The organism is Streptomyces sp. NPDC055239, assembly GCF_053606205.1.
The window spans coordinates 347620-372311 of the sequence record NZ_JBSGRD010000001.1; the positions used below are offsets into that span (position 1 = coordinate 347620).

At 71.0% G+C, this 24692-nt stretch carries 19 protein-coding genes; 15 read left to right on the forward strand and 4 right to left on the reverse strand.

The features are described 5' to 3' along the window. Positions 1–39: 39 nt before the first annotated feature. The gene (locus ACWFRJ_RS01455; protein WP_453523860.1) at positions 40–651 is read left to right on the forward strand and encodes a chorismate mutase; all 612 of its coding nucleotides are present in this window, start codon (positions 40–42) and stop codon (positions 649–651) included. Between the two features lie 62 nt (positions 652–713). On the opposite strand, the gene ACWFRJ_RS01460 is transcribed toward ACWFRJ_RS01455, so the two are convergent. Continuing rightward, positions 714–2330: an acyl-CoA synthetase gene (locus ACWFRJ_RS01460; RefSeq protein WP_453523863.1), complete on the reverse strand. Its 1617-nt coding sequence runs from the start codon at positions 2328–2330 to the stop codon at positions 714–716. A gap of 185 nt (positions 2331–2515) precedes the next feature. On the opposite strand from ACWFRJ_RS01460, the gene ACWFRJ_RS01465 reads away from it, so the two are divergent. From ACWFRJ_RS01465 to ACWFRJ_RS01505, 9 genes are all read left to right on the forward strand, one after another. Continuing rightward, positions 2516–3316, forward strand: coding sequence for a crotonase/enoyl-CoA hydratase family protein (locus ACWFRJ_RS01465; protein ID WP_453523866.1), 801 nt, complete (start codon positions 2516–2518; stop codon positions 3314–3316). A gap of 108 nt (positions 3317–3424) precedes the next feature. Beyond that, positions 3425–4384 (forward strand): Zn-ribbon domain-containing OB-fold protein, encoded by a 960-nt coding sequence (locus tag ACWFRJ_RS01470; RefSeq protein WP_453523869.1) that lies wholly within the window; start codon positions 3425–3427, stop codon positions 4382–4384. Beyond that, a complete protein-coding gene (locus ACWFRJ_RS01475) occupies positions 4385–5461 on the forward strand; it encodes a thiolase domain-containing protein (RefSeq protein ID WP_453523872.1) in 1077 nt (358 codons plus the stop codon). An 8-nt stretch (positions 5462–5469) separates the two neighbouring features. Beyond that, positions 5470–6636: a thiolase domain-containing protein gene (locus ACWFRJ_RS01480; RefSeq protein ID WP_453525033.1), complete on the forward strand. Its 1167-nt coding sequence runs from the start codon at positions 5470–5472 to the stop codon at positions 6634–6636. A gap of 107 nt (positions 6637–6743) precedes the next feature. After that, positions 6744–7007, forward strand: coding sequence for a DUF397 domain-containing protein (locus tag ACWFRJ_RS01485; protein ID WP_453523875.1), 264 nt, complete (start codon positions 6744–6746; stop codon positions 7005–7007). Positions 7008–7175: 168 nt separating this feature from the next. Continuing rightward, the gene (locus tag ACWFRJ_RS01490; RefSeq protein WP_453523878.1) at positions 7176–8066 is read left to right on the forward strand and encodes a universal stress protein; all 891 of its coding nucleotides are present in this window, start codon (positions 7176–7178) and stop codon (positions 8064–8066) included. A 212-nt stretch (positions 8067–8278) separates the two neighbouring features. Further along, positions 8279–11170 carry an ATP-binding protein gene (locus ACWFRJ_RS01495; protein WP_453523880.1) on the forward strand — a complete coding sequence of 964 codons (2892 nt, stop codon included), beginning with the start codon at positions 8279–8281 and terminating at the stop codon, positions 11168–11170. A gap of 95 nt (positions 11171–11265) precedes the next feature. After that, positions 11266–11766, forward strand: coding sequence for a hypothetical protein (locus tag ACWFRJ_RS01500; protein ID WP_453523883.1), 501 nt, complete (start codon positions 11266–11268; stop codon positions 11764–11766). 147 nt (positions 11767–11913) lie between these two features. Further along, the gene (locus ACWFRJ_RS01505; RefSeq protein WP_453525034.1) at positions 11914–14247 is read left to right on the forward strand and encodes a glycoside hydrolase family 95 protein; all 2334 of its coding nucleotides are present in this window, start codon (positions 11914–11916) and stop codon (positions 14245–14247) included. 94 nt (positions 14248–14341) lie between these two features. Here ACWFRJ_RS01505 and ACWFRJ_RS01510 read toward each other — a convergent pair whose 3' ends face one another. The 3 genes from ACWFRJ_RS01510 to ACWFRJ_RS01520 form a co-directional block, all read right to left on the reverse strand. Then, complete coding sequence (locus tag ACWFRJ_RS01510; protein ID WP_453523885.1) at positions 14342–16360, reverse strand: N-acetylmuramoyl-L-alanine amidase; 2019 nt, start codon at positions 16358–16360, stop codon at positions 14342–14344. Positions 16361–16576: 216 nt separating this feature from the next. Then, positions 16577–17413 (reverse strand): alpha/beta hydrolase, encoded by an 837-nt coding sequence (locus ACWFRJ_RS01515; protein WP_453523887.1) that lies wholly within the window; start codon positions 17411–17413, stop codon positions 16577–16579. A 119-nt stretch (positions 17414–17532) separates the two neighbouring features. After that, positions 17533–18726, reverse strand: coding sequence for an ROK family protein (locus ACWFRJ_RS01520; RefSeq protein WP_453523890.1), 1194 nt, complete (start codon positions 18724–18726; stop codon positions 17533–17535). 191 nt (positions 18727–18917) lie between these two features. Here ACWFRJ_RS01520 and ACWFRJ_RS01525 point away from each other — a divergent pair, with 191 nt between their 5' ends. From ACWFRJ_RS01525 to ACWFRJ_RS01545, 5 genes are read left to right on the forward strand one after another with little or no spacing between them, the layout of a single operon-like run. Then, positions 18918–20414, forward strand: a complete 1497-nt coding sequence (locus ACWFRJ_RS01525) for a sugar ABC transporter ATP-binding protein (RefSeq protein WP_453525035.1) — start codon at positions 18918–18920, stop codon at positions 20412–20414. Positions 20415–20470: 56 nt separating this feature from the next. After that, on the forward strand, positions 20471–21439 hold the full coding sequence (locus tag ACWFRJ_RS01530; protein WP_453525036.1) for an ABC transporter permease: 969 nt from the start codon (positions 20471–20473) through the stop codon (positions 21437–21439). After that, entirely contained in the window at positions 21436–22446 is a 1011-nt protein-coding gene (locus ACWFRJ_RS01535; protein ID WP_453523894.1) for an ABC transporter permease, read from the forward strand. Before ACWFRJ_RS01530 ends, ACWFRJ_RS01535 begins: the two co-directional genes overlap by 4 nt. 53 nt (positions 22447–22499) lie before the next feature. Continuing rightward, positions 22500–23690, forward strand: coding sequence for a substrate-binding domain-containing protein (locus tag ACWFRJ_RS01540; protein ID WP_453525037.1), 1191 nt, complete (start codon positions 22500–22502; stop codon positions 23688–23690). Then, complete coding sequence (locus tag ACWFRJ_RS01545) at positions 23687–24559, forward strand: sugar phosphate isomerase/epimerase family protein (RefSeq protein WP_453523897.1); 873 nt, start codon at positions 23687–23689, stop codon at positions 24557–24559. The genes ACWFRJ_RS01540 and ACWFRJ_RS01545 overlap by 4 nt, the downstream gene beginning before the upstream one ends. Positions 24560–24692: the final 133 nt, after the last annotated feature.

The following is a 24692-nucleotide window of genomic DNA, read 5'->3' on the forward strand; positions in this document are numbered from 1 at the left end:
CGGCCGCTGCCGTGCGCCAGGTCGATCAGGGGAATCACTGTGCGAATTACTTCGTCCGCAGGGCGTCTGCTCACCACTGGAGCCGTGGCGGTGGCTCTGCTCGCCGGGGCAGCGGCCGGTGCCGTTGCCGCTGCCCCGGCGTCCGTCGCCTCCGCGGGGCCGTACGCCCGGCTCCACCCGTTGGTCGACCTCGCCGCCCAGCGCCTGGCCACCGCCGACCTTGTCGCCGCCGCGAAGTACGGTACCGAAAGCCCCATCGACGACCCTGCCCGTGAGCAGCAGGTTCTGGACGATGTCGCCCGGCAGGCGCGGGAGTTGGGTGCCGATCCCGAGGCGACCGTGCGGATCTTCCGGGACCAGATCGAGGCCAACAAGGTCGTGCAGCGGGAGCTGCACCGGCGGTGGGACGCGGATCCGGCGCAGGCGCCGACGCCGGAGGAGCGGCCTGACCTCGCGGAGGTGCGCAAGGAGATCAACCGGGTGAACGGGGAGTTGGTGCGGGGGATCGCCGACTCTCCGTCGGCGCGCTCCGCACCCTCTTGCCGTGGGCTGTTGGCCGTGGCCGGTCTGCGGGTTCGCCATGAGCGGCAGCTTGATGTGGTGCACACCGTGGCTTTGGGGCGGGCGTTGCCGTCTGTTTGTGCGGGGTGACGGTCTCTTCCGGTCGCCGCTTCGCGGCGGACTCTTCCCGCCCGCCCACCCGTTACCGCCTCTCAGTTGCCCTTCGCCGCCACCGACTTCGCCCACCTGTAGTCCGCCTTGCCGCTCGGTGAGCGCTGGATCTCCGGGGTGAAGACCGCGGCACGCGGGATCTTGTAACCGGCAAGGCGGGTACGGCAGTGGGTCTGGATGGCTTCGAGGTCCAACGGAGCCGCCCCGTCACGGAGTTGGACGACCGCGGCGACGCGGTTGCCCCAGCGCTCGTCGGGGACGCCGGTGACCAGCGCGTCGTACACGTCCGGATGCGACTTCAGAGCCTGCTCGACCTCCTCCGGATACACCTTCTCGCCCCCGGTGTTGATGCACTGCGAGCCCCGGCCGAGGACGGTGACGATGCCGCCCTCGTCGACGGTGGCCATGTCCCCGAGCAGCACCCACCGCTCGTCGCCCTTCTGGAAGAAGGTCTCGGCGGTCTTCGCCGGGTCGTTGTAGTAGCCGAGCGGCACATGGCCGCGCTGGGCCAGACGGCCGATCTCGCCCACCGCCACCGGCTCGTGCGTGACCTGATCCACCACCTGCGTACGTTCGTTGACCTCCAGACGGAAGCCCTTCTCCGGGCCCGAGTCCTCCGTCGCCTTGCCGTTGGAGCCGGACTCGGACGAGCCGAAGTTGTTCAGGAGGAGCACGCTCGGCGCGAGCTCCTGGAACTGGGCACGCACCGTCTCCGACATGATCGCCCCGGAGGACGAGACGCTGAAGAGCGAGGACAGGTCGGTGCCCTTGAGCGGTCCGTGCAGGGCGTCGATGAGGGGCCTGAGCATCGCGTCGCCGACCAGCGAGACGCTGGAGACCTTCTCCCGTTCGATCGTGCGGAGCACCTCTTCAGGGACGTACTTGCGGTGAATGGCCACCCGCTGGCCGTAGTTGAAGGCGATGAACGACGTCAGCGTCGACGTGCCGTGCATCAGCGGGGGAGTGGGGAAGAACGTGATGCCGGGGCCGCCCGCGGCGACGCGCTCCGCCAGTTCCTGGGGCCGCTTGACCGGCTCACCCGCGGGCTCGCCGCCGAAGAGCCCGGCGAAGAACAGGTCCTCCTGACGCCACATGACGCCTTTGGGCATACCCGTGGTGCCGCCGGTGTAGATGATGAACAGGTCGTCGGCCGAGCGCGCCGCGAACCCGCGATCCGGTGAACCCGCAGCCTCCGCCCGGGCGAAGGCGACCACGTCAAGGGCGGGGGCGTCGGCGGGCGGAGTTCCCACCCGCACCAGATGCCGGAGCTTCTGGGTGCGCGGCTGCGCGGCGGCGACCCGCTCGGTGAACTCCGCGTCGAAGACGAGCGCGGCGAGGTCCGCGTCACGGTAGAGGTAGACCAACTCCTCTTCCACGTAGCGGTAGTTGACGTTGACCGGGACGATGCGTGCCTTCAGGCAGGCGAGCACCGTCTGCAAGTACTCGACGCCGTTGTAGAGATGGAGCCCCAGATGTTCGCCGGGCTTCAGACCGCTGTCGATCAGGTGGTGCGCGAGGCGGTTGGCGGCCCGGTCGAGCTCGGCGTACGTCAGCCTGCTTTCCGCCCCGGTTCCGGGGTGATCGATGTACACGAGCGCCTCGCGGTCGGGGACCACGTCGACGACCGATTCGAACAGGTCGGCAAGGTTGTACTCCACCGCTCCTCCTGACCCCGGCGTCATCTCTTCTGGCGGTCATCAGAGCAGAGGCACCCACAAGTGTGAAGGGTCCTCGTTCAAGAAATCTGACTGACTGTCAGAAAACTATTGAACTGGCTCCCCGCCTACTGCAACCTGTTCCAGGTCCGAAGCCGACAGCAGGCGGTCAGGGAGGTAGCACGGCTATGGGTGGGACGGAACATCTCGCTGTGCAGCGCGAAGGCGCCACACTGATACTCACGCTCAACAGGCCGGAGGCGAAGAACGCGCTCTCGCTGCCGATGCTGGTGGGCCTCTACGACGGATGGGTGGCCGCCGACGAGGACGACGCGATCCGCTCCGTCGTGCTCACCGGAGCGGGCGGCGCGTTCTGCGCGGGCATGGATCTCAAGGCCCTCGCGGGCAAGGGGATGGACGGTGAGCAGTACCGGGACCGGATGAAGGCCGACCCCGATCTGCACTGGAAGGCGATGCTGCGCCACCACCGCCCGCGCAAACCCGTCATCGCCGCCGTCGAGGGGTACTGCGTCGCCGGTGGCACGGAGATCCTCCAGGGCACGGACATCCGCGTCGCGGGCGAGTCCGCGACCTTCGGCCTCTTCGAGGTCAAGCGCGGCCTGTTCCCGATCGGCGGCTCGACCGTGCGCCTCCCGCGCCAGATCCCCCGTACGCACGCCCTGGAGATGCTGCTCACCGGGCGCCCCTACTCGGCGGCCGAGGCCGCGTCGATCGGCCTCGTCGGCCATGTCGTCCCGGACGGCACCGCCCTGGAGAAGGCCCTCTCCATCGCCGAGCAGATCAACGCCTGCGGGCCACTCGCCGTCGAGGCGGTGAAGGCGTCCGTGTACGAGGCCGCGGAGATGTCCGAGACGGACGGGCTCGCGGCGGAGCTGAAGCGGGGGTGGCCGATCTTTGACACCGCCGATGCGAAGGAGGGCTCCAGAGCCTTTGCGGAGAAACGTGACCCCGAGTTCCGGCGGGCCTAGGCCGACATCCGCCTGCCGGCCGGTGGGGGCTGGTCGCGCAGTTCCCCGCGCCCCTTTGGGGCGCCCCCTCGGGGCGCCCTCCTCTCGCTCAGAAACGGAGTTCTGCTCATGGCATCCGCTCCCTCCCCCGAAGTGCTGCGTGCGCCCCTGGTTCTTGAGTTTCCCTTCACCCGGTCCCTCGGGCCCGTGCAGAGCGCGTTTCTGACCGGGCTGCGTGAACGCACCGTGCTCGGTGTGAAGGCCGAGGACGGCAGGACACTCGTGCCGCCCGTCGAGTACGACCCCGTGACCGCCGAAGAGATACGTGACCTGGTCGAGGTCGGCGCCACCGGAACCGTCACCACCTGGGCCTGGAACCACGAACCCCGCAGGGGGCAGCCCCTGGAGACGCCCTTCGCCTGGGTCCTGGTGAAGCTCGACGGCGCCGACACCGCCCTGCTGCACGCCCTGGACGCGCCGGATCCCGACGCCGTCAGGACCGGCATGCGCGTCCGGATCCGCTGGGCCGCCGAACGCACCGGCGCCATCACCGACATCGCCTGCTTCGAAGCGTACGACGGACCGGAGGGGAGCGAATTCGGTCCGCACGGCGGTGAGTTCAGCGACCCGGTCACCGGCATCGTCGCCGCGGCCCGCCTCGACTACTCCTACGCGCCGGGCCGCGCCCAGACCGCGTACATCAAGGCGCTCTCCGACCGGAAGACCGTCGGCGAGCGCTGCCCCTCCTGCCGCAAGGTCTACGTCCCGCCCCGCGGCGCCTGCCCCACCTGCGGCGTCGCCACCGCCGAGCGCGTGGAGGTCGGGCCGCGCGGCACCGTCACCACGTACTGCATCGTCAACATCAAGGCGAAGAACCTCGACATCGAAGTGCCCTACGTCTACGCGCACATCGCCCTCGACGGCGCCGACCTCGCCCTGCACGCCCGTATCGCGGGCATCCCCTACGACCAGGTGCGGATGGGCCTGCGCGTCGAACCGGTGTGGACCGAGGGCGCCCGCTTCCCCGATCACTACCGGCCCACGGGTGAGCCGGACGCCGACTACGACACGTACAAGGAGATGGTGTAAATGCCCTCCGCGAAGCCGTCCGTGATGCGGCCCGTCCGGGACATCGCCATCGTGGCCTTCGGGCAGACCGATCATTTGCGCTCCACCGACGAGCTCTCCGAGGTGGAGATGCTCATGCCGGTGCTGCACGAGGTCCTCGCCGCCACCGGCCTGAAGACCAGCGACATCGGCTTCACCTGCTCCGGGTCCTCGGACTATCTCGCGGGGCGCGCCTTCTCCTTCACCATGGCGCTCGACGGGGTCGGTGCCTGGCCGCCGATCTCCGAGTCGCACGTCGAGATGGACGGGGCCTGGGCGCTGTACGAGGCGTGGACGAAGCTGCTCACCGGCGACGCCGACACCGCGCTCGTGTACTCCTACGGAAAGTCGTCCCCCGGCTCGGTGCGTGACGTCCTGACCCGGCAGCTCGACCCGTACTACGTGGCGCCCCTGTGGCCGGACTCGGTCGCCCTGGCCGCCCTCCAGGCGCAGGCCCTGATCGACGCGGGGGACACCGACGAACCCGCGCTGGCCGGGGTGGCGTCGCGCAGCCGTCAGGACGCCTCCGCCAACTCCCATGCGCAGCTGAGGGGTTCGGTTCCGCAGGGGGATTACGTCGTACGTCCCCTGCGTACCGCAGACTGCCCGCCCATCGGTGACGGGGCCGCCGCCGTGATCCTCGCTGCGGGGGACCGGGCGCGCGAGCTGTGCGAGCGGCCCGCGTGGATCCGCGGGATCGACCACCGCATCGAGGCGCACAGCCTCGGCGTGCGCGACCTCACCGACTCGCCGTCGAGCCGTCTGGCAGCGGAGCGGGCAGGCGCCTTCGAACGGCCTGTGGACACCGCCGAGTTGCACGCGCCGTTCACCTCCCAGGAGGTCGTCCTGCGCAAGGCGCTCAAGCTGGGCGACGACGTCACGGTGAACCCGTCAGGGGGCGCGCTCGCCGCGAACCCCGTCATGGCCGCCGGTCTGATCCGGCTCGGTGAGGCCGCGGCGCGCATCCACCGGGGCGAGTCGGACCGGGCACTCGCACACGCCACGTCCGGTCCCTGCCTCCAGCAGAACCTGGTCGCCGTCCTTGAAGGAGATGCGTGATGAGTGAGGTGGGCAAGGAGCCCGTGGCCGTCGTCGGAATCGGCCAGACCAAGCACGTCGCCGCCCGGCGTGACGTCTCGATCGCAGGGCTCGTCCGCGAGGCCGCCCAAGCCGCCCTGTCCGACGCCGAGTTGACCTGGGCCGACATCGACGCGGTCGTCATCGGCAAGGCGCCGGACTTCTTCGAGGGCGTCATGATGCCCGAGCTGTACCTCGCCGACGCGCTCGGCGCGGTGGGCAAGCCCATGCTGCGCGTCCACACGGCGGGCTCCGTCGGAGGCTCCACGGCCCTTGTCGCCGCGAACCTGGTCGCGGGCCGCGTCCACGGCACCGTCCTGACCCTCGCCTTCGAAAAGCAGTCGGAATCCAACGCGATGTGGGGGCTCTCGCTCCCCATCCCCTTCCAGCAGCCGCTCCTCGCGGGCGCGGGCGGTTTCTTCGCCCCGCACGTGCGTGCGTACATGCGGCGCACCGGCGCCCCCGACGCGGTCGGCTCGCTCGTTGCGTACAAGGACCGCCGGAATGCCTTGAAGAATCCGTACGCCCACCTGCACGAGCAGGACATCACCCTGGAGAAGGTCCAGGCATCGCCCATGCTCTGGGACCCGATCCGCTACTCCGAGACCTGCCCGTCGTCCGACGGGGCCTGCGCGATGATCCTCACCGACCGTACGGGCGCGGCCCGTTCGCCTCGGCCGCCCGCCTGGATGCACGGCGGCGCCATGCGCAGTGAGCCGACGCTCTTCGCGGGCAAGGACTTCGTGTCGCCGCAGGCGGGCAAGGACTGCGCGGCCGACGTCTACCGGCAGGCGGGCGTCACGGATCCGCGGCGCGACATCGACGCCGTCGAGATGTACGTGCCGTTCTCCTGGTACGAGCCGATGTGGCTGGAAAACCTGGGCTTCGCCGAGGAGGGCGAGGGCTGGAAGCTGACCGAGTCGGGCGTCACCGAGCTGGACGGCGACCTGCCCGTCAACATGTCGGGCGGTGTTCTCTCCACCAATCCCATCGGCGCCTCGGGCATGATCCGCTTCGCCGAAGCGGCACTTCAGGTGCGCGGCCAAGCGGGCGAGCACCAGATCGACGGGGCCCGCAGGGCGCTCGGACACGCTTACGGAGGCGGCTCGCAGTTCTTCTCCATGTGGCTGGTCGGAGCAGAACCGCCCACAACCTGACGGATTCCCCGTGCCGGACAGGCGGCAGTACTCCTTCCGCGCCCTGTCCGGCACCGGAACCGAAAGCTAGGCTGTCGGCCGGACGACGCATCGGGAGGAGCACGGACGTGGCCGAAGGCACCATTCAGCAACATCCGCTCGCAGGTCAGCAGAGCCCGCTCGCGGGCTGGGACAAGCCGGAGCTCGACCTCAGCACAGCGGACTGGCAATCGGGCAGCGAGGGGCGGGGTGATGTGGAGATCGCCTTTGTCGAGGGATTCATCGCGATGCGCAACTCCGGGCGACCCGAGAGCCCGTCCCTGATCTTCACCCCGGCGGAGTGGGGAGCGTTCGTGCACGGCGCGCGTGCCGGGGAGTTCGATCTGACGTAGGCCGTGCGGGGCGTTGTGGACCCTCGTCTCCGGCTGTCGCGGCCGCTCGCGACGTGATCCGTGCTGACCTGGTGACTTTGGACTCTGCTCGCGGCTCGTCTCCTGAACGAGACTGGGGCCGACAGCAGAGCCGGTCGACCCTGGCCATGCGCCGGAGACGAGGAAGCCATGAGTTCCCAAGCGCCCGCCCGGCCTGTGGTGGTGGCCGTCGACGGATCGGCGGGCAGCGACCACGCTCTGGAATGGGCACTGACCGCGGCCCGGCTGCGGCAGGCGCCCCTGCGGATCGTGCATGTGCGGCAGTACGCGATGCCGTTGGCCGACGGTCCGTACATGCCATCCGTCGGGCACGGCCTCGACGCCGACCCGGTGGCCGACCGTGTGCGCGCGGCCCTGGAGGGGCGGGCGGAGCTGCATCCGCTGACGATCGAGGTCGTGGACGGCGCCCCCGGTCCCGACATCCCACGGCTCGGCGACGAGGCGCAGCTCCTGGTCGTCGGTTCGCGCGGACGGGGCGGCTTCGCGAGTCTGCTGCTCGGGTCGAACGGGCTTGCGTGCGCGCGGGATGCGGCGTGCCCCGTGGTGGTGGTGAGGCCGGGCGATGAGCTCACGGCGGGCGCCGAACCGTGCGTGGTGCTGGGGCTCGACGCGCTCTCGCCGCACGAGGACACCATCGGTCTCGCCTTCGCGGAAGCGGCGCTGCGGGGCGCGAAGCTCCGTGTCGTCTGTGCCTATCCCGGGCCCGTACTCGTCTACACGGCCACCGGCGACTTCGTGACCTCGGCGGAAGCGGACGCGGCGAGCGCGGCACAGTACACAGAGCTCGCGGCGGAGCAGCTGGCGCCCTTCCAGGAGCGGTATCCGAAGGTGAACGTCGAGCGGGAGATCCTGCCGGGGGACGCGGCGGCGCTCCTGGTCGAGGCGTCGCGGGACGCGGAGCTCGTGGTGGTGGGACGGCACCGGAACCGGAGGTTGCTGGGGAGGCTGCTGGGGTCGGTGACCAATGCGGTGCTGCTGCACGCGAAGGGCGCGGTGGCGGTGGTGCCGCCAGCCGTTTGACCCGCGGCTTCGAGTTGGCGGAGGCTGAAGTGCGCGCGTGCGTGAGTGCCTGCGTGGGTGCCTGCGCGGGTGCGTCAAGATGCACCAGCCAACCGCACCGCTGTGGCCGAATCGGCTCCCGGTGGTTCCCACGGGCGTAATCTGAAGTGGCTGAAGGCCAAGGCATGCGCCGCAGGAAACGCTCGGCGCACCACCTGGGCGGGGGGTGTCCCATGGTGCATCAGGGCACCAACGGTAAGCGGACCCTCTTCGAGCGCGAGAGTGAACTCGCCGCTGTCGACGAGGCGTTGAGCGAGCTGTGCGGTCTGACCCGCGACGGCTCCGAATCCGCTGACAGGCCCCGAGGCGCGCTCATCGCCTTCGCGGGGCCCGCGGGCCTCGGCAAGACCTCTCTCCTGGCCGAGACGCGACGCCGTGCCGCCGCCAAAGGCTGCACCGTGGCGCCGGCGCGCGGCAGCGACCAGGAGCAGCGGGTCGCCTTCCACGTGGCCCGGCAGCTGGTGCAGCCACTGCTCGCCTCCGTCCCCGACGCGGAACTGCGCGAGGTACTGGGCAGCTGGTACGCCATCGTCGGCCCCGCCCTCGGCCTCTGCGCCCCGCCGGACGACGCACCGCCCGACCCGCAGGGGCTGCGCGACGGGCTCGACTGGGTGCTCACCCATCTCGCCGTGCAGCGCGCCCCGTTGGTGGTCGTGATCGATGACGCGCACTGGGCCGACGCCGAGTCGCTGAGCTGGCTCTCCGCCTTCGCTCCCCGCGCGGAAGCCCTGCCGCTGCTGCTCGTCGTCGCCTACCGACCCGAGGAACTACCTGCCCAGGCAGAGGAGTTCAGAGGCCTGCCCGGCCGCGCCGGGCAGCGCCCCATCGGACTCGAACCGCTCAGCGCCACCGCCGTCGCCCGCCTCGTGCGCGACGAACTCGGCGCCCGCGCCGACGACGCGTTCTGCCGTGAATGCTGGGCGGTCACCGCGGGCAACCCGTTCGAGGCCGTGGAACTGACCGCGAAGGTGAGCGACCGCGGTCTGACCCCCGACGAGGCCGGAGCCCATCTGCTGCGCGACCTCGCCGCCGCCGTCAAGGGCAGCGGACTCGTCGCCCGTATGGAGCGGCTCGGCACCTCGACCGTCCGGTTCGCCTGGGCCTGCGCCGTCCTGGGCACCTCGATCTCCCCGGCACTGGCCGCGTCCGTCGCGGGCATCGGCGAGCGGGAGACCGCCGACTGCACCGACCGGCTGCGCCGCGCCCGCGTCCTGACCGGCGTCCACACCCTGGAGTTCGTGCACCCGCTGATCGCCACCGCCGTCTACCGCGCCATCCCCTGCGGCGTACGCGTCGCCCTGCACGGCCAGGCCGCCTGGTCCGTGGTCAACGCGGGGCTCGGCGCTTCCGCCGCCGCACGCCACCTCCTCGAAGTCCATCCCGACGGCGACACCTGGGCCGTGCAGCAACTGCGCGCCGCGGCCCGCGAGACCGTCCGCGCGGGCGCCCCCGACGCCGCCCGCCGCTATCTCGCCCGCGCCCTGCGCGAACCCCCGCCCTGGGAGGACCGGGCCGCGGTCCTCTACGAACTCGGCTGCGCGTCCCTCCTCACCGAACCGGCGACGACCGTCAACCACCTGCGCGCCGCACTCGAGGAGCCCATCACCGACCCCGCCCTGCGCCACGGCATCGTCTACCGCCTCTCCCAGGTCCTCGCCCACTCCGACCGCCTGGGCGAGGCCTCCGACACCCTCGCCCGCGAGATCCGCGTGACCACCGAGCCACGGGTACGGATCCGGATGCAGGCCGAGCAGTTCATGTGGGACGCCTTCCGGGCCGACGAGCCGGACTCGCCCGCCCGTTCACGGCGCCTGGCCCGGCTCGCCGAGCGGCTGCCAGGACGCGATCTCACCGAGCGGTACATCATCGGGCTCCGCGCCTGGGACGCGATGCTGCGCGCCGAACCCGCCGAGATTGCCGTCCGGCACGCCGAGCGCGCCCTGGTCGGCGGGCTCGGCTGGGCGGAGGAAGGCAGGGGCTTCGAAGTCCCCGTCCTGGTCGCGCTCACCTTCCTCTACGCCGACCGGCCCGGGCGGGCGGAGGAACTGTTCTCCGCCGGGATCGCCGACTTCGAGAGCCAGGGCTGGCGCGGCGCCCATCTCTCGTTCGGATACACGCTTCTCGCGTACATCCGTTTCCGCCGCGGACGCCTCGCCGAAGCCGAGGACTTCGTACGGGCCGGGCTGCGGATCGCCGAGCGGGTCGGGCCGGGAACACCCGCGCACTGGTACGCCGTCGGCATCCTCGTCGAGATCCTGCTGGCCCGTGGCCGCGTCGCCGAGGCCGCACGCACCGCCGATGAGTACGGCTTCGGAGCGCCGTTCCCCGCGGCCGTCGTCTTCCCCGACGCGCAGGCCGTGCACGGCGAACTGCTCCTGGCCCGCGGACTCACCAAGGACGCGGCGGCCGAGCTCGCCGCGGCGGGCCGCCGACTCGACCCGCGCGGCATGCGCAACCCCGCCTGGTGCCCCTGGCAGCTCCACCTCGCGCTCGCCGAGGCCGACGACGCCCCCGAGCGCGCGCTCGCCACCGCGTACGAGGCGGTCCGGCGCGCCCGCAGGTTCGCCACCGCGTCGGCGATCGGGCAGGCGCTGCGGATCACCGCCGACGTCGCGTCGGGCTCCGTACGGATCAAGCTCCTGGAGGAGTCCGTCAGCCACCTGGAGCGGTCACCGGCGGCGTACGAACTCGCCTGCGCGCTGGTCTGTCTCGGCGCCGAACTGCGCCGTGTCGGCCGCCCCAAGGATGCCGCCGATCCCCTCTACAGGGGGCTCGAAGCGGCCGTCCAGTGCGGTGCCGACGGCCTGGTCGAGCGGGCCCGCGACGAGCTGGCTGCGGCCGGCCTGCGCCCCCGTCTGCTGCACAGCACCGAGACGGACGAGCTCACCGCGCGTGAGCGTGTCGCCGCGGGGCTCGCCGTCCGCGGCGAGTCGGCCGTCCGTATCGCCGAGGAACTGCACACCGACGAGCCGGCCGTCGTCCGGCTGCTGTCCGCCGTGTACCGGAAAGTCGGAACGGATCACTCCGGTCTCGCCGCCGCACTCACGCCCCACCACCCCCGCTGACCTCGCGCTGAACACCGGCCCGCCGCGCGACCCGCGCGCGCGGACCGGCGCCGCCCCCGCGCCGACAAGCACCGCGGGCCACGTACCATTGGCGCATGTCCTTCCTCCGCCGCCGCAGCGCCGCCACCCCCGCCGGCCCGGACTTCGATGTCCTCGCCATGGACCCGGGTGACTGGCCCGGCAACCTCGGCGCGGGTCTGCTGCCCGCCCCCGACGGCAGCTGCCAGGGCGTCTTCCTGCGCTACGACCTCTTCGGCGGGCGCGGCCCCGCGATGATCATCGGCAATCTGCCCGAGGGTTCCCCGGCGCGTGAGATCGCCGACGACGAGGTGCCCTTCGAGGTGGCCCAGCTGCTGCTCGCGCTGGAGAACGACGAAGAAGTCACGGTCGTCACCACCGAGGACATGCCGGTGATGCAGGGCGACAACCTCCTCATCGTGCGCCGCCTCAAGCTCTCCGAAAGCCGCATCTCCTGCGTGCAGTTCGACCGCAGCGACGGCGTCCTGGTGACCATCGCCGCCTGGGACCGGCCGATCACCGACGATCTGTACGCCCTGCTGAAGCCGCTGCCCGCCGAGCTCTTCCAGCAGGGCTGACCCACCCGGGACTGCTGCGGGCCACGTACCCACCTCCTCTGCTGACGCTCTGCTGAGGGGGTGGGTTTTGTCATGTGCCTTGCCAGGTCAGTCATCGGACTTTTAACGTGACCGGTCATGACTCCCGGGATCTCGCGAAGAACCACGATGAAGTCCGCCGTCGGTGGCGCAGCCGCCCTTGCATCGGGCGGAGGCGCGCTCGCCGGTGTCTCGGCCGCCGCCGAGCGGCCACGCGATACATCCGATGAATCGCTGCTCTGGTACGCGGCGCCCGCCGCCGACTGGGAGCGCGAGGCCCTCCCCATCGGCAATGGCGCCCTGGGCGCCATGGTCTTCGGAACCCTCGCCTCCGAGCGGCTCCAGTTCAACGAGAAGACGCTGTGGACCGGCGGCCCGGGCTCCCAAGAGGGCTACGACCACGGCGACTGGCGCGAGGCCAGGCCCGGCACCCTCGACGCGGTCCGCAAGGAACTGGACGAGAAGGGCAGCCTCGCGCCCGATGCGGTAGCGGCCGAGCTCGGCCAGCCCCGCCGCGGCTACGGCGCCCACCAGACCTTCGGCGATCTGCACCTCGACATGGCAGGCGCTCCGGACGCGCCCGACGCCACGTACCGCCGCGCCCTCGACCTCCGCAGAGGCCTCGCGACCGTCACGTACACCCACCAACAGGTCCGCCACGAGCGGGAGTTCTTCGCCTCGTTCCCCGACGGTGTGCTCGTCGGGCGCATCGGCGCCGACCGCCCCGCGAGCGTCACCTGCACCCTGCGCCACACCTCGCCCCGTACCGACTTCACCGCGAAGGCCGACGGCGACCGGATCGTCGTACGCGGCGAACTCGCCGACAACGGGCTGAAGTTCGAGACACAGCTGCGCGTCGTGCACCAAGGCGGCACACGCACGGCGAACGCGGACGGCAGCATCACCGTCAGCGGCGCCGACCACCTCTGGTTCGCGCTCGCCGCGGGAACCGACTACGCCGACACCTACCCCGACTACCGGGGCGAGGACCCGCACACGCTCGTCACCCGCACCGTGGACGAAGCCGTCGCTCGCGGCCACGGCGCGCTCCGCGCCCGCCATCTGCGCGACCACGGCGACCTGTTCGGCCGGGTCGCCCTCGACATCGGCCAGAGCGCACCCGCCGACGTCCCGACCGACCAGCTGCTCAAGGGGTACGGGGGAGGGGCGAGCGCCGCCGACCGCGCCCTCGAAGCCCTCTTCTTCCAGTACGGGCGCTACCTCCTCATCGCCTCGTCCCGCGCGGGCTCGCTGCCCGCCAACCTCCAGGGCGTGTGGAACAACAGCACCACCCCGCCCTGGTCGGCCGACTACCACACCAACATCAACCTCCAGATGAACTACTGGCTCGCCGAGGCAGCCAACCTCGCCGAGACCACGGCGCCGTACGACCGCTTCGTCGAGGCACTGCGCGCGCCGGGGCGACGCACCGCGAAGGAAATGTTCGGATCGCGCGGCTGGGTGGTGCACAACGAGACCAACCCCTACGGCTTCACCGGCGTGCACGACTGGTCGACCGCCTTCTGGTTCCCCGAGGCCGCCGCCTGGCTCACCGCGCAGCTCTACGAGCACTACCGCTTCGGCGGCTCCACCGAGTACCTCCGCTCCACCGCCTACCCGGCGATGAAGGAGGCCGCAGAGTTCTGGCTCGACAACCTCCGCACCGACCCGCGCGACGGCACCCTCGTCGTCACCCCCAGCTACTCGCCCGAGCACGGCGACTTCACCGCGGGTGATTCCATGGCCCAGCAGATCGTCCACGACCTGCTCACCAACACCCTGGAAGCCGCCCGCGTCCTCGGTGACTCGGCCGCGTTCCGCGCCGATCTCGAGAAGACCCTCGGCAAGCTCGACCCCGGCCTGCGCGTCGGTTCCTGGGGACAGCTCCAGGAGTGGAAGGCCGACCTGGACGACAAGGCCGACGACCACCGGCACGTCTCCCACCTCTACGCCCTGCACCCCGGACGCCAGATCAAGCCGGGCAGCAAGTGGGCCGACGCCGCGAAAGTGTCCCTGACCGCGCGCGGCGACGGCGGAACCGGCTGGTCCAAGGCATGGAAGGTCAACTTCTGGGCGCGTCTGCGCGACGGAGACCACGCGCACAAGATGCTCGGCGAGCAGCTCAAGTCCTCGACGCTGCCCAACCTCTGGGACACTCACCCGCCGTTCCAGATCGACGGCAACTTCGGCGCGACCTCAGGCATTGTGGAGATGCTCCTGCAGAGCCAGTTCGACGTCATCGAGGTGCTGCCCGCGCTGCCCGCGAGCTGGCCCGAGGGGTCGGTGAGCGGCCTGCGGGCGCGCGGCGGGGCACGGCTCGACATCGCGTGGTCGGGCGGACGCGCCACACGCATCGTGCTCACCGCGTCGCGCACGCGTGAACTCACCGTGCGCAGCGCGCTGTTGAAGGGCGGCGAGAAGACCTTCAAGGCGCGGGCGGGGCAGCGGTACGTCTTCGACTGAGTTCTTCTGTGCCGGCACACGTGCCAGGGCCGGGCCCGCACCCACGCGGACCCGGCCCCGACCGTACTCGGCGGCTACAGGAGCTCCAAGAGCTCTAGGAGCCCGACCTCACGACCTGCACATCGGCCGCCCGGACATACGCCACACGGTGCCCGAACTGGACCTCGTAGTACGTGTCCTTGCCGCGCACCACCTTGTGCGGCGTGGTGTCGAACGTCGGTGAGTAGAAGTACTCCCCCGGCACCTTGTCGCCGATCGCGTACTTCTGGCCCGCGAGGAGCTTGTACGGCAGCGGCGTGACCGCCTGTACGGGGACGCCCGCCGGGTACGCCTCCTTCTCCGGGTAGGCGCGCCCGTACACCGGGACCTCCTTGGCGTCGCCCTTCGGCGTCACCACGAGCCCCTTCGCGTCGACGGCGGTCGGCTGCTTCTTCGGGTTCTTGAACCAGGCCTTCTGGCCCAGGTACCAGACGGCGGTCCAGTCGCCCTCGCGGTCGGCCACCGCGTACTGCTGGCCGGTGGACAGGCGGGCGCCGACGTCGTTCACGTCGATCGTCGAATCGCCGCCACCGGGCCGCAGGCCGATGTCCTTGATGAGCGGCGCGTCGTCACGCGGCTCGGTGTGGACACGTACCGCGGCCGAACCGTGCGGCACGCACTTCTCGCCCGCCTTGACGCAGCCCGTGTACTCAGGACGGTTCTTGGAGTACGTGGGCGCCACCGTCACCAGACCGCCGTTCGGGCCCGCCGTCCGCTTGAACGGCTTGCCCATCAGCGTGAAGTAGTGCTGCCAGTCCCAGTAGGGGCCGGGGTCGGTGTGCATGCCCGAGATCGTCGACGGCAGCGTGCCCGGGACGTTGTCGTGGCCGATGATGTGCTGGCGGTCCAGCGGAATGCCGTACTTCTTCGACAGGTACTTCACCAGGCGCGCCGACGAGCGGTACATCGCCTCCGTGTACCAGGTGTCGGGCGCCGTCAGGAAGCCCTCGTGCTCCAGGCCGATCGACTTGGAGTTCACGTACCAGTTGCCGGCGTGCCAGGCGACGTCCTTGGCCTTCACGTGCTGGGCGATGTGGCCGTCGGTGGAGCGCAGGGTGTACTGCCAGGACACGTACGTCGGGTCCTGCACCAGGTTGAGGACGCCTTCCCAGCGTCCCTCGGTGTCGTGGATGACGATGGTGTCGATGCTCTGGGTCTTGGGCCGGTTCCCCAGGTCGTGGTTGCCGTAGTCGTCGTTGCCGTTCGGGTCCTTGAACTCCTCGTACGGCGCCGGGATCCACTCGCACGACACGGTGGAGGGGCACTCGGTCTCGCGCTTGGGGGCCTTCCGAAGGCCCATGCTCCGCACCTGCGCGGCATCCGGCTTCAGCCCGCTGACCGCGGGGAGAGCCATGTGCTGCCCGGCGTCGGTGGTGCGCTCCTGGCCGTCGTGGATGACGGCGAAGACGTCATTGGCGTACGTCGCCGCGGTGGCCTGGTCGTCGGCGCCGGAGAAGCGGGCGATCGCGCCGTACCAGTCGGCGGGGTTCTCGCTCAGCGGCTTGCCGAGCTTCTTCTGCGCGGCGGCGAGCAGGGCGGCGCCACCGCGTACGTTGTCGGCCGGATCGGTGCGAAGACGCTCGGCGGAGAGTCCGCTGAGCTCGGCGGCCCGGGGCAACGTCTTGAGCCTGGCGGGCAGTTGGGAGTCCTTCGGCACCTTGGCCGTGAACTCCTTCGGCTTGAGGACGCCCCGCGACGCGTCGCCGCGCGGGTCCTCCACGCCCTCACTGTGGTGCGGGGCTCCGGCGATTGCGGTGCGTGCGTCGGTCAGGTGCATCGGGCCGTAGCCGCCGGTGACGCTCGGCGCGCCGCCGTGCGCGTCCCAGCGGGACTGCAGATAGGACACTCCGAGCAGCACGCTCTGCGGTACGCGATATTCGGCGGCGGCGTCCGCGAAGGCACCCTGCAGCCCGCCCGACGACGCCCGGGCGGGTGCACCCGGCGACGAGGAGGGTGAGGCGGACGGGGCGGCACCGAGCAGCGGAAGCAGCAGACCGGCGGAGACAAGGGCACCCGCGGTCCTGGCGGCGCGTCTGCGCGCGGCAGGGGTGCGGGCGGTGGCGGATCCTCGCAATGCAGCCTCCTGGGACGATGAAGCGTGATGGGGCGTGCGGGGCCGGGCGTGCGTCAGTGGTACCGGCTCCCCGACGATCCGTCAATCATGCCCAGGAGACGGGTCTTCGCATGTCAGCGCCGCTACCGGCGGGTTTCGCCCCGGGAGGCCGTACGGCCTGCGACGCGTCACTGGATTGGACCAATGAGCGCCGCGAGCACCACGCCGACCTGGGGTTCAGACGAAGCGGCGTACGAAGGTCAGTGCGGTGTCCGCGACCTCCTCCCAGCGACTGTCGATCGTCAGTGCGTGGTCGCGATCGGCCATCTCCGTGATCTCGGTGACGCCGGAATTCTCCCGCTGCTTCTTGTAGGCGCCGTTGGCGAGCGCCCAGGGCACGGCGTTGTCCTTCTCGCCCGAGATGATCAGGAGGGGGCCGCGCCGGGGGTTGTGGCAGTCGACCTTCATCTCCGTCCGGGGGTTGATGTTGGCCATGGCCGCCTGGAACGGCGGCGCGCACGGGGCAGGGACCGCGTACCTCTCGTAGAGCTCCTTGGCTTCCTGCTCGCTGACGGCGTTGGCGTAGGCGTAGCGGAACTGCTCGAAGGTCAGCGGCAGCGCGCGCTTGCGGTTGGCCGGGTTGCCGATGATCGGGCGCAGGGAGCGCAGCGTCGACAGGGGCAGTGCCATGATGCCGCGGAACGGCACGGGGTCGATGGCCACCGAGGCGGCCGAGAGACCGCGCCCCGCGAGGATCTGCGTGAGCAGCCCTCCGACGGAGTGCCCGATGACGGCCGGTTTGCGCTCCAGGCCGTCGATCAGTCCCGCCAGGTGATCCGCGACCATCCCGACGGTCTTGCCCGCGAGGGCGTCGGGACGCTGCCTCGCCTCGGCGACCGTTTCCGGATCGCCGGGCCAGGACAGGGCGATGGACACATATCCGGCCGCGTCGAAGTGGGCCGTCCACAGGTCCCAGCTGCTGGGCAGCATCCACAGACCGTGCACGAACACGACAGGAACGCGCTCGGTGGCGGCGTTGGCGCGGTCGATCTGCTCGGTGTCATTGAGGGACATAGCCTGAAGTTATGGGCGCAAGTGCCGTGACGCATAGCGTAGTCGGCGGTATGGCCGGTGTTGCGCGGTGCTTGTCCGGTCTCCATGGACCGGGATGTGCGCGCCGTGGCCGGCGCCCTTCAGCGCGCAGCGCCCGCCAAGGCCCGGTCCACCTGTCGCGGAGACAGCGCGTGCTCCACCGCGAGGATGCCCGCACCGATCGCCGCCGCGTTCTCGCCGGTGCGGCTCGGCTCGATCCGGAGCACATGGGTGGCCAGCGGATGCGAGCGGCGGTACACCGCTTCCCGTACGCCCGCGAGGAGTTGGTCGTGGACGGCGGCCAGCGCGCCGCCGACCACCACCGTGTCCGGGTTGAAGAAGTTGACCAGGCCCGCGAGGACTTCGCCCACCGCGCGGCCCGCCTCGCGCACCATGCGTACGGCGTCGCGGTTGCCGGACTTCACCAGGCGCACCACATCGCTGCCCGAAGTCGCGTCGAGACCGAGACCGGACAGTTTGCGGGCGATGGCCGCACCGCCCGCGACCGCCTCCAGGCAGCCCGAGTTGCCGCACCGGCAGGGCTCCTCGATGTCGCCGACCCGGATGTGCCCGATGTCGCCCGCGCTGCCCTGCGCGCCCCGGTGCAGCCGGCCGTCGGCGACGATGCCGCAGCCGATGCCCGTGCCCACCTTGATGTAGAGCAGATAGCGCGTGTCTGGGAAGGCGCGGCGCTGCTCGGCGAGCGCCATCACGTTCACGTCGTTGTCGACGAGGGCCCGCGGGCCGAACCGCTCGGCGAAGAACTCCGGGATGGGGAACTGGTGCCAGCCCGGCATGATCGGCGGATCCACCGGGCGGCCCGTCGAGAACTCCACGGGCCCCGGCACCCCGACCCCGATGGACTGCAGCGACGCGGTCTCGCGCCCGGCCTCGTCGAGCAGGGCGTGCAGCGTCCGCTCGACGTGGCCGAGCACCTCCCGCGGGCCGTCCGCGATGGACAGGGGGTCCTCGCGCAGGGCGAGCATCTCGCCGCCGATGTCCATCAGGGCGACCCGGCAGTGCGAGGCGCCCAAGTCGACTCCCACCACGGCGTGTTCACGTGTACGCAGGCGGAGGCGGCGCGGTGGCCGGCCGCCCGTCGATCCGCCGTCCGCCTCCTCGGTGAGGAAGCCGTGCGCGATCAGCGCGTCCACCCGCTGAGACACCGTCGACCGCGCGAGCCCGGTCACACGGGCGATGTCGGCACGCGTCTCCACCGCCCCCGTACGGAGCAGGGCGAGGACTTCGCCGGGTGAGGACGGCAGGGAAACCGGGTGATCCGGCGCTCCAGACATGGCAGCCACCATAGGGACGACTTTCGCTGCTCACAAGGCTGATGGTGTTCGGCAATCGACATAACTGACCGTCAACTTGCTTGCAGTGAAAGCTGCTTGAGCCCTTGACAGGTCAAAGTTCCCTCATCACATTGCTCTGCAGACCGCTGCCGAGGGAGCCGAGGGTGCAGGCGATGAAGGCGACGCAAGAGATGTTGGCGATGCGCGGGGTTTCCAAGAGCTTTCTCGGAGTGCGTGTGCTGCACGGCGTATCACTCGACCTGGCCGCGGGCGAGGTGCACGCCCTCGTCGGCGAGAACGGCGCGGGCAAGTCCACGTTGATGAAGGTCCTCGCGGGCGAACACGTCCCGGACGAGGGCAGCATCGTGCTCGACGGAACGGAGCATTCCTTCAGCCACCCCGCGCAGGCCCAGGCCGCCGGGATCGGCATCATCCACCAGGAGTTCGCGCTGCTCGCGCACCGCACCGTCGCCGAGAACGTCTTCCTCGGCCGCGAGCCGACGCGCTACGGCCTCGTCGACCGCCGCGCGATGGAGACCCGCACGGCGGAACTCCTCGCCGAGGTCGGCGTATCGGGCATCACGCCACGCACGTACATCCGCGATCTGTCCGTCGCCAGGCAGCAGACCGTCGAGATCGTCAAGGCGCTCGCGTCCGACGTGCGCGTCCTGGTCATGGACGAACCGACGGCGCCGCTCGCCGACCACGAGGCGGGCCTCCTGCACGACCTCGTACGCCGCCTCGCGGCCCGTGGCCTCGGCATTCTGTACATCTCGCACCGCCTGCGTGAGGTCTTCGAACTCTCGCAGCGGATCACGGTCCTGAAGGACGGCCGCCACGTCACGACCGTGCGCACCACCGACACGGACACCGACCAGGTCGTACGCGCCATGGTGGGCCGGGAGCTCAGCGCCTACTACCCGCCGCGCGCCGACCCCGACGACATCGGCGAGGTACGCCTCACGGTCGCCGACGGCGGCAACGACCGGCTCCACGGCATCGGCCTGACCCTGCGCGCCGGAGAAGTCACCGGCATCGCGGGCCTGGAGGGCTCAGGCCGTACGTCCCTGGCGCGGGCCCTGTTCGGAGCGGCACCGTTCACCCGCGGGACCATGACGGTGAGCGGCGAAGCCCTGCGACCCACCGGGCCGCGCCAGGCCATCCGCGCCGGAATCGCCCTGGTGACCGAGGACCGCAAGGCCGAAGGGCTCGCCCTGCGCCAGTCCGTGCGCGACAACGCCCTCCTCGTGACGCGCGCCGTACCGGCCCGGGGCGAACCGCCCGCCGCCCGGGAACTCACCGCGCTCCTGGAGCGGGTACGCCTCCAGTCACGCGGCGAGGACCAGGAGGCCCGCTACCTCTCCGGCGGCAACCAGCAGAAGGTCGTCATCGCCAAGTGGCTGGCCGCCCGCCCCCGCGTCCTGCTCTTCGACGAGCCGACCCGGGGCGTCGACGTGGGCGCCAAGGCCGCCATCCACACCCTCGTCCGCGAGCTGGCCCGCGAGGGCATCGCCGTCCTGATCGTCTCCTCCGAACTGCCCGAACTCATCGGCATGAGCGACCGGATCCTCGTCATGTCCGAAGGCCGCATCGCCGGTGAACTGCCGGCGGGCGCGGCCGAGGAGGACGTGATGCGGCTCGCCACCAGTGTCCCCAGCGAACCGTCCGGAGAGGAGCCCGCCGCGTGAGCGGTACTACAGGCACCACCGGCACTACCGGTACCACCGTCGCCCCACCGCCCGCCGTGAAGACCCGTGTCCCGAGCCGCGGCAGGCTCACCGACCCCGCCGTCGGCGTCTGGCTGGCGGCCGGGGCCGTCACCGCCCTCGGCTGGATCGTGGTCGCCGCACGCGGCGGCGACTTTCTCACACTCTCGAACGTCGTCGGCATCCTGCAGAACTGCGTCGCCCTCGGCCTGGTCGCCGTGGGGCAGACCGCCGTCATCCTCACCGGCTCCCTCGACCTGTCCGTGGCGTACCTGATCAGCCTCGGCACGCTCGTCGCCGCCACCACCATGGAGGACGGCAGCGTCGTCACGGCGGTGCTCGCCGTCCTCGCCCTTTCGGCGGCCGTCGGGCTCGCCAACGGCCTCATCGTCACCGGGCTCAAGGTCAACGCGTTCATCGCGACGCTGGGCACCGCGTTCATCCTGCGCGGCTGGATCGAGGACAACTACACCGGCCCGGCGGGCAAGGTCCCCGCCTCCTTCCAGCATCTGGGCTACGACCGGATGGGCCCGATCCCCGTCTCGCTGTTCCTGCTCGCCGCCGTCGCGGCCGCGATGTGGCTGATCACCCGCCGCACCCGCTTCGGGCACCACCTGTACGCGACGGGCGGCGACGAACACGCGGCCCGGCTCTCGGGCGTGCGCACCCGGCGCACGATCATCGCCGCCCACGTCCTGTGCTCGCTGTGCGTAGGCGCCGCTGCTCTCTTCCTCGCCTCACGGCTTGGCGCGGGCGCCCCCTGGGCCGGTACCGAGGCCCGCTACGACCTGGAGTCGATCGCCGCCGTCGTGCTCGGCGGCACCGTCCTCGCGGGCGGGCGCGGGGGAGTGGCGGGCACGCTCGGCGGGGTCCTCGTGCTGGCCGTGCTCGACTCCGTCTTCAACCAGCTCGGCGTCGACCCGTTCTTCAAGAACGTCGTACGCGGCGTCGTCATCATCGCCGCCGTCGCGATCTACGCCCGACGCGGCAGCAGGAGGCCCGCATGAGCAGCAGTACGGCGATCGCCGCTCCCTACAAGCGAGTCGTACGTTCCCTCGGTACCGGCGCCCCCGTCTATGTCCTGCTCATCGTTTTGCTCGTCGCGCTCGCCGCCACCGACCCCGGTTTCTACGAGCCCGACCGCTTCCTCGCCTTCGTCAAACGCGCCGCGCCCCTGGTGATCCTGGCCGCCGGGCAGTATCTGGTCATCGTCTGCGGGGAGTTCGACCTGTCCGTCGGGGCGATCGTCACCGCGGGCGTCGTCGCGGCGGCAGAGGTCTACGGCTCGTTCCCGGAGGCTCCCTGGCCGCTCATCGCGGCGGGACTGCTGCTCGCCGGGGCGGTCACCGGCCTCATCAGCGGACTGATCACCACGCGCCTCAGAGTGCCTTCGTTCATCACCACGCTCGGCATGATGCTGATCCTGGAGGGTGCCGTCTTCTTCTGGACGGGCGGCTCCCCGCACGGGCAACTCTCGCAAGGGTTCCGCCAGATGGGGCGCGGCACCGCCATGGGCTGGCTGCCCTGGGCGGTCCTCGCCTGCCTCGTCGCGGGCTGTGTCGCCGTGCTGCTCATGCGCTCCGACTTCGGCCGTACGTTGATCGCGACCGGCGACAGCGAACGCGCCGCCGCCCTCGCGGGAGTCCGCGTGCACCGCGCCCGCGTCATCGCCTTCGTCCTGTCAGGGGCGGCGGCGGCGCTCGCCGCGGTGCTCGTCGGCGGCTTCTCCGGGGTCTCCGCGCAGGCGGGCCGCGGCTACGAGTTCGAGGCGATCACCGCCGTGGTCCTCGGCGGGGTCGCCCTCGGCGGAGGCCGGGGCAGCGTGGTCGCCGCGATGGCGGGCGCCTTCTCGCTGCAGGCACTGTTCACGCTGCTCAACCTGCAGGGCGTATCCGGCGCCCTGGAGTCCACCGTCCAGGGCGTCATCGTCATCGCCGCGGTCGGGCTCGGGGCCGCCGACTGGTCCCGGCTGCGCCGCCGTCGTACCCACTCCTCAGGAGGCAGACCCTCGTGACGCACATCAAGCCGAACCGCGGACGCACGCGGCAGCGGCGCGGTCGCACGCTCGTGCCCGCTGCCGCCGCACTCCTCGCGGGCGCCCTGCTCACCTCCTGTTCCAGCGACACACCGCCGGACTCACCCGCAGGGGCCTCGCAGACCGCCGGGTCCGACAAGGACGGCGACAAGCCTTCGAAGTTCTTCGAACAGGCGGAGTACGAGCGCCAGTTGAAGCTCGGCAAGGAGACGGCGCAGGGCCCGGAAGCCAAGCCCTGGGAGCAGATGCTCGAACCGGAGATGACCGACACCGCCCAGTACAAGAAGAAGGGCTCGGGCGGCACCCACCTCTGCTTCTCCAATGCCGGTGTCTTCAACCCCTGGCGCCAGGTAGGCCTGAAGAACATGAAGGCCGAGGTGAAGCTCCACAAGGAGATCAGCGACTTCACCGTTCTTGACGCCCAGGGCAAGGACGACAAGCAGATCTCCGACATCCAGGAGCTCGCGGGCAACAAGGACTGCGACGCGCTCATCGTCTCGCCGAACACCACCGCCACCCTCACCCCCGCGGTCAAGGAGGCCTGCGGCAAGCTTCCCGTGATCGTCTTCGACCGCGGTGTGGAGAGCGACTGCGCGGTCACCTTCGTCAACCCCATCGGCGGATACGGCTACGGCGCGGTCGCCGCCGACTTCCTCGTCGACAAGGTCAAGCCCAAGGGCAAGATCCTCGCCCTGCGCATCTCGCCCGGCGTGGACGTCCTTGAGACCCGCTGGTCCGCGGCGAAGCTCGCCTTCGACAAGAGCGAACTCGACGTCGTGGACGCCAAGTTCACCGACGGCGACCCCGCCAAGACCAAGTCGATCGTCGCCGACGCGATCTCCCGGCACGGCTCCATCGACGGAGTCTGGATGGACTCGGGGGCCACGGCCGTCGCCGCCGTCGAGGCCTTCGAGGACGCGGGCGTCGACGTACCGCCGATCACCGGCGAGGACCAGCAGGACTTCCTCCAGGCGTGGAAGGACAAGAAGCTCACCGCGATCGCGCCCACCTATCCGACCTTCCAGTGGCGCACGCCGGTCATCGCGGCCCTGCGCATCCTGGACGGCAAGGAAGTCCCCAAGGAGTGGAAGCTGCCCCAGCCCACGGTCACGCAGGACAACCTCGACGAGTACCTCCAGGAGGGCATGCCGCCGCTGCACTACGCGATGTGCGGCTGCCAGAAGATGCCGGGCTTCCCGGGAGACTGGGGAGGCAAGAAGTGACGTACACGGACTGGCAGTTGGGCGCGAACCCGTGGATCTGGCACTCGCCGGTCACCACCGAGGTGCTCGGCGAGACGCTGCCGCGCCTGGCGGCCTGGGGCTTCGACGCCGTGGAACTGCCCCTGGAGCAGGCCGACGACTGGGACCCCGCCGCCGCGGCCAAGCACCTCGACGCCTCCGGTCTGACGCCCGCGGCCGTCGTCGCCGTCATGGCCGACGGGCGCGACCTGGTCCGTGCGGACGAGGGCACGCTGCGCACCACCCAGGACTACCTCCGCCGCTGTGTCGACGCGGCCCACGCGATCGGCGCCCCCGTGGTCGCGGGCCCCGTGTACGCGGCGGTCGGCCGGACCTGGCGGATGGACCCGGCGGCGCGGGCGGCGGCGTACGAGGAGTGGCGCGAGCACATCGCCCCGGTCGTCGCGTACGCGGCACGCGCCGGAGTCCGCATCGCCGTCGAGCCCCTCAACCGCTACGAGACGAGCCTCTTCAACACCGTCGCCCAGACCCTGGAGGGCCTTGCGGGCCTGCCCGAGGAGTCGATCGGCATCGCCCTGGACACGTACCACCAGAACATCGAGGAGCACTCCCTGCCCGAAGCGGTCCGTACGGCGGCTGGCCGCATCGCGCACGTCCAGGTGTGCGCCAACGACCGCGGCGCCCCCGGCGCCGACCACCTCGACTGGCCCGGCTTCCTGCGTGCCCTGGGTGAGTCCGGCTACCGGGGCGCGCTCTGCATCGAGTCGTTCACGGCCCACAACGACGCCATCGCCGTCGCCGCCTCCGTCTGGCGGCCCCTCGCGCCCACCCAGGACGCGCTCGCGACCGACGGGCTCGGCTTCCTGCGCCGAACCCTGGCCGCCCTCTGACGTCCGACCCTCCGACATCCGGCAATCCCGCACGTCCGTCCGTCCTTCCCAGCAGACCCGCAGAGAGAGGACCACCCCATGGACTGTCATGCGCGTGACAGAAGGCTGCGTGACGCGAGAGGCTTACGAAGAG

What these genes read in the sequence shown, in the direction of transcription:
- ACWFRJ_RS01465 (WP_453523866.1), top strand. Translation starts at nt 2,516, where the DNA reads ATGGGTGGGACGGAACATCTCGCTGTGCAGCGCGAAGGCGCCACACTG.
- ACWFRJ_RS01470 (WP_453523869.1), top strand. Translation starts at nt 3,425, where the DNA reads ATGGCATCCGCTCCCTCCCCCGAAGTGCTGCGTGCGCCCCTGGTTCTT.
- ACWFRJ_RS01475 (WP_453523872.1), top strand. Translation starts at nt 4,385, where the DNA reads ATGCCCTCCGCGAAGCCGTCCGTGATGCGGCCCGTCCGGGACATCGCC.
- ACWFRJ_RS01490 (WP_453523878.1), top strand. Translation starts at nt 7,176, where the DNA reads ATGAGTTCCCAAGCGCCCGCCCGGCCTGTGGTGGTGGCCGTCGACGGA.
- ACWFRJ_RS01495 (WP_453523880.1), top strand. Translation starts at nt 8,279, where the DNA reads ATGGTGCATCAGGGCACCAACGGTAAGCGGACCCTCTTCGAGCGCGAG.
- ACWFRJ_RS01500 (WP_453523883.1), top strand. Translation starts at nt 11,266, where the DNA reads ATGTCCTTCCTCCGCCGCCGCAGCGCCGCCACCCCCGCCGGCCCGGAC.
- ACWFRJ_RS01505 (WP_453525034.1), top strand. Translation starts at nt 11,914, where the DNA reads ATGAAGTCCGCCGTCGGTGGCGCAGCCGCCCTTGCATCGGGCGGAGGC.
- ACWFRJ_RS01515 (WP_453523887.1), bottom strand. Translation starts at nt 17,413, where the DNA reads ATGTCCCTCAATGACACCGAGCAGATCGACCGCGCCAACGCCGCCACC.
- ACWFRJ_RS01520 (WP_453523890.1), bottom strand. Translation starts at nt 18,726, where the DNA reads ATGTCTGGAGCGCCGGATCACCCGGTTTCCCTGCCGTCCTCACCCGGC.
- ACWFRJ_RS01525 (WP_453525035.1), top strand. Translation starts at nt 18,918, where the DNA reads ATGTTGGCGATGCGCGGGGTTTCCAAGAGCTTTCTCGGAGTGCGTGTG.
- ACWFRJ_RS01535 (WP_453523894.1), top strand. Translation starts at nt 21,436, where the DNA reads ATGAGCAGCAGTACGGCGATCGCCGCTCCCTACAAGCGAGTCGTACGT.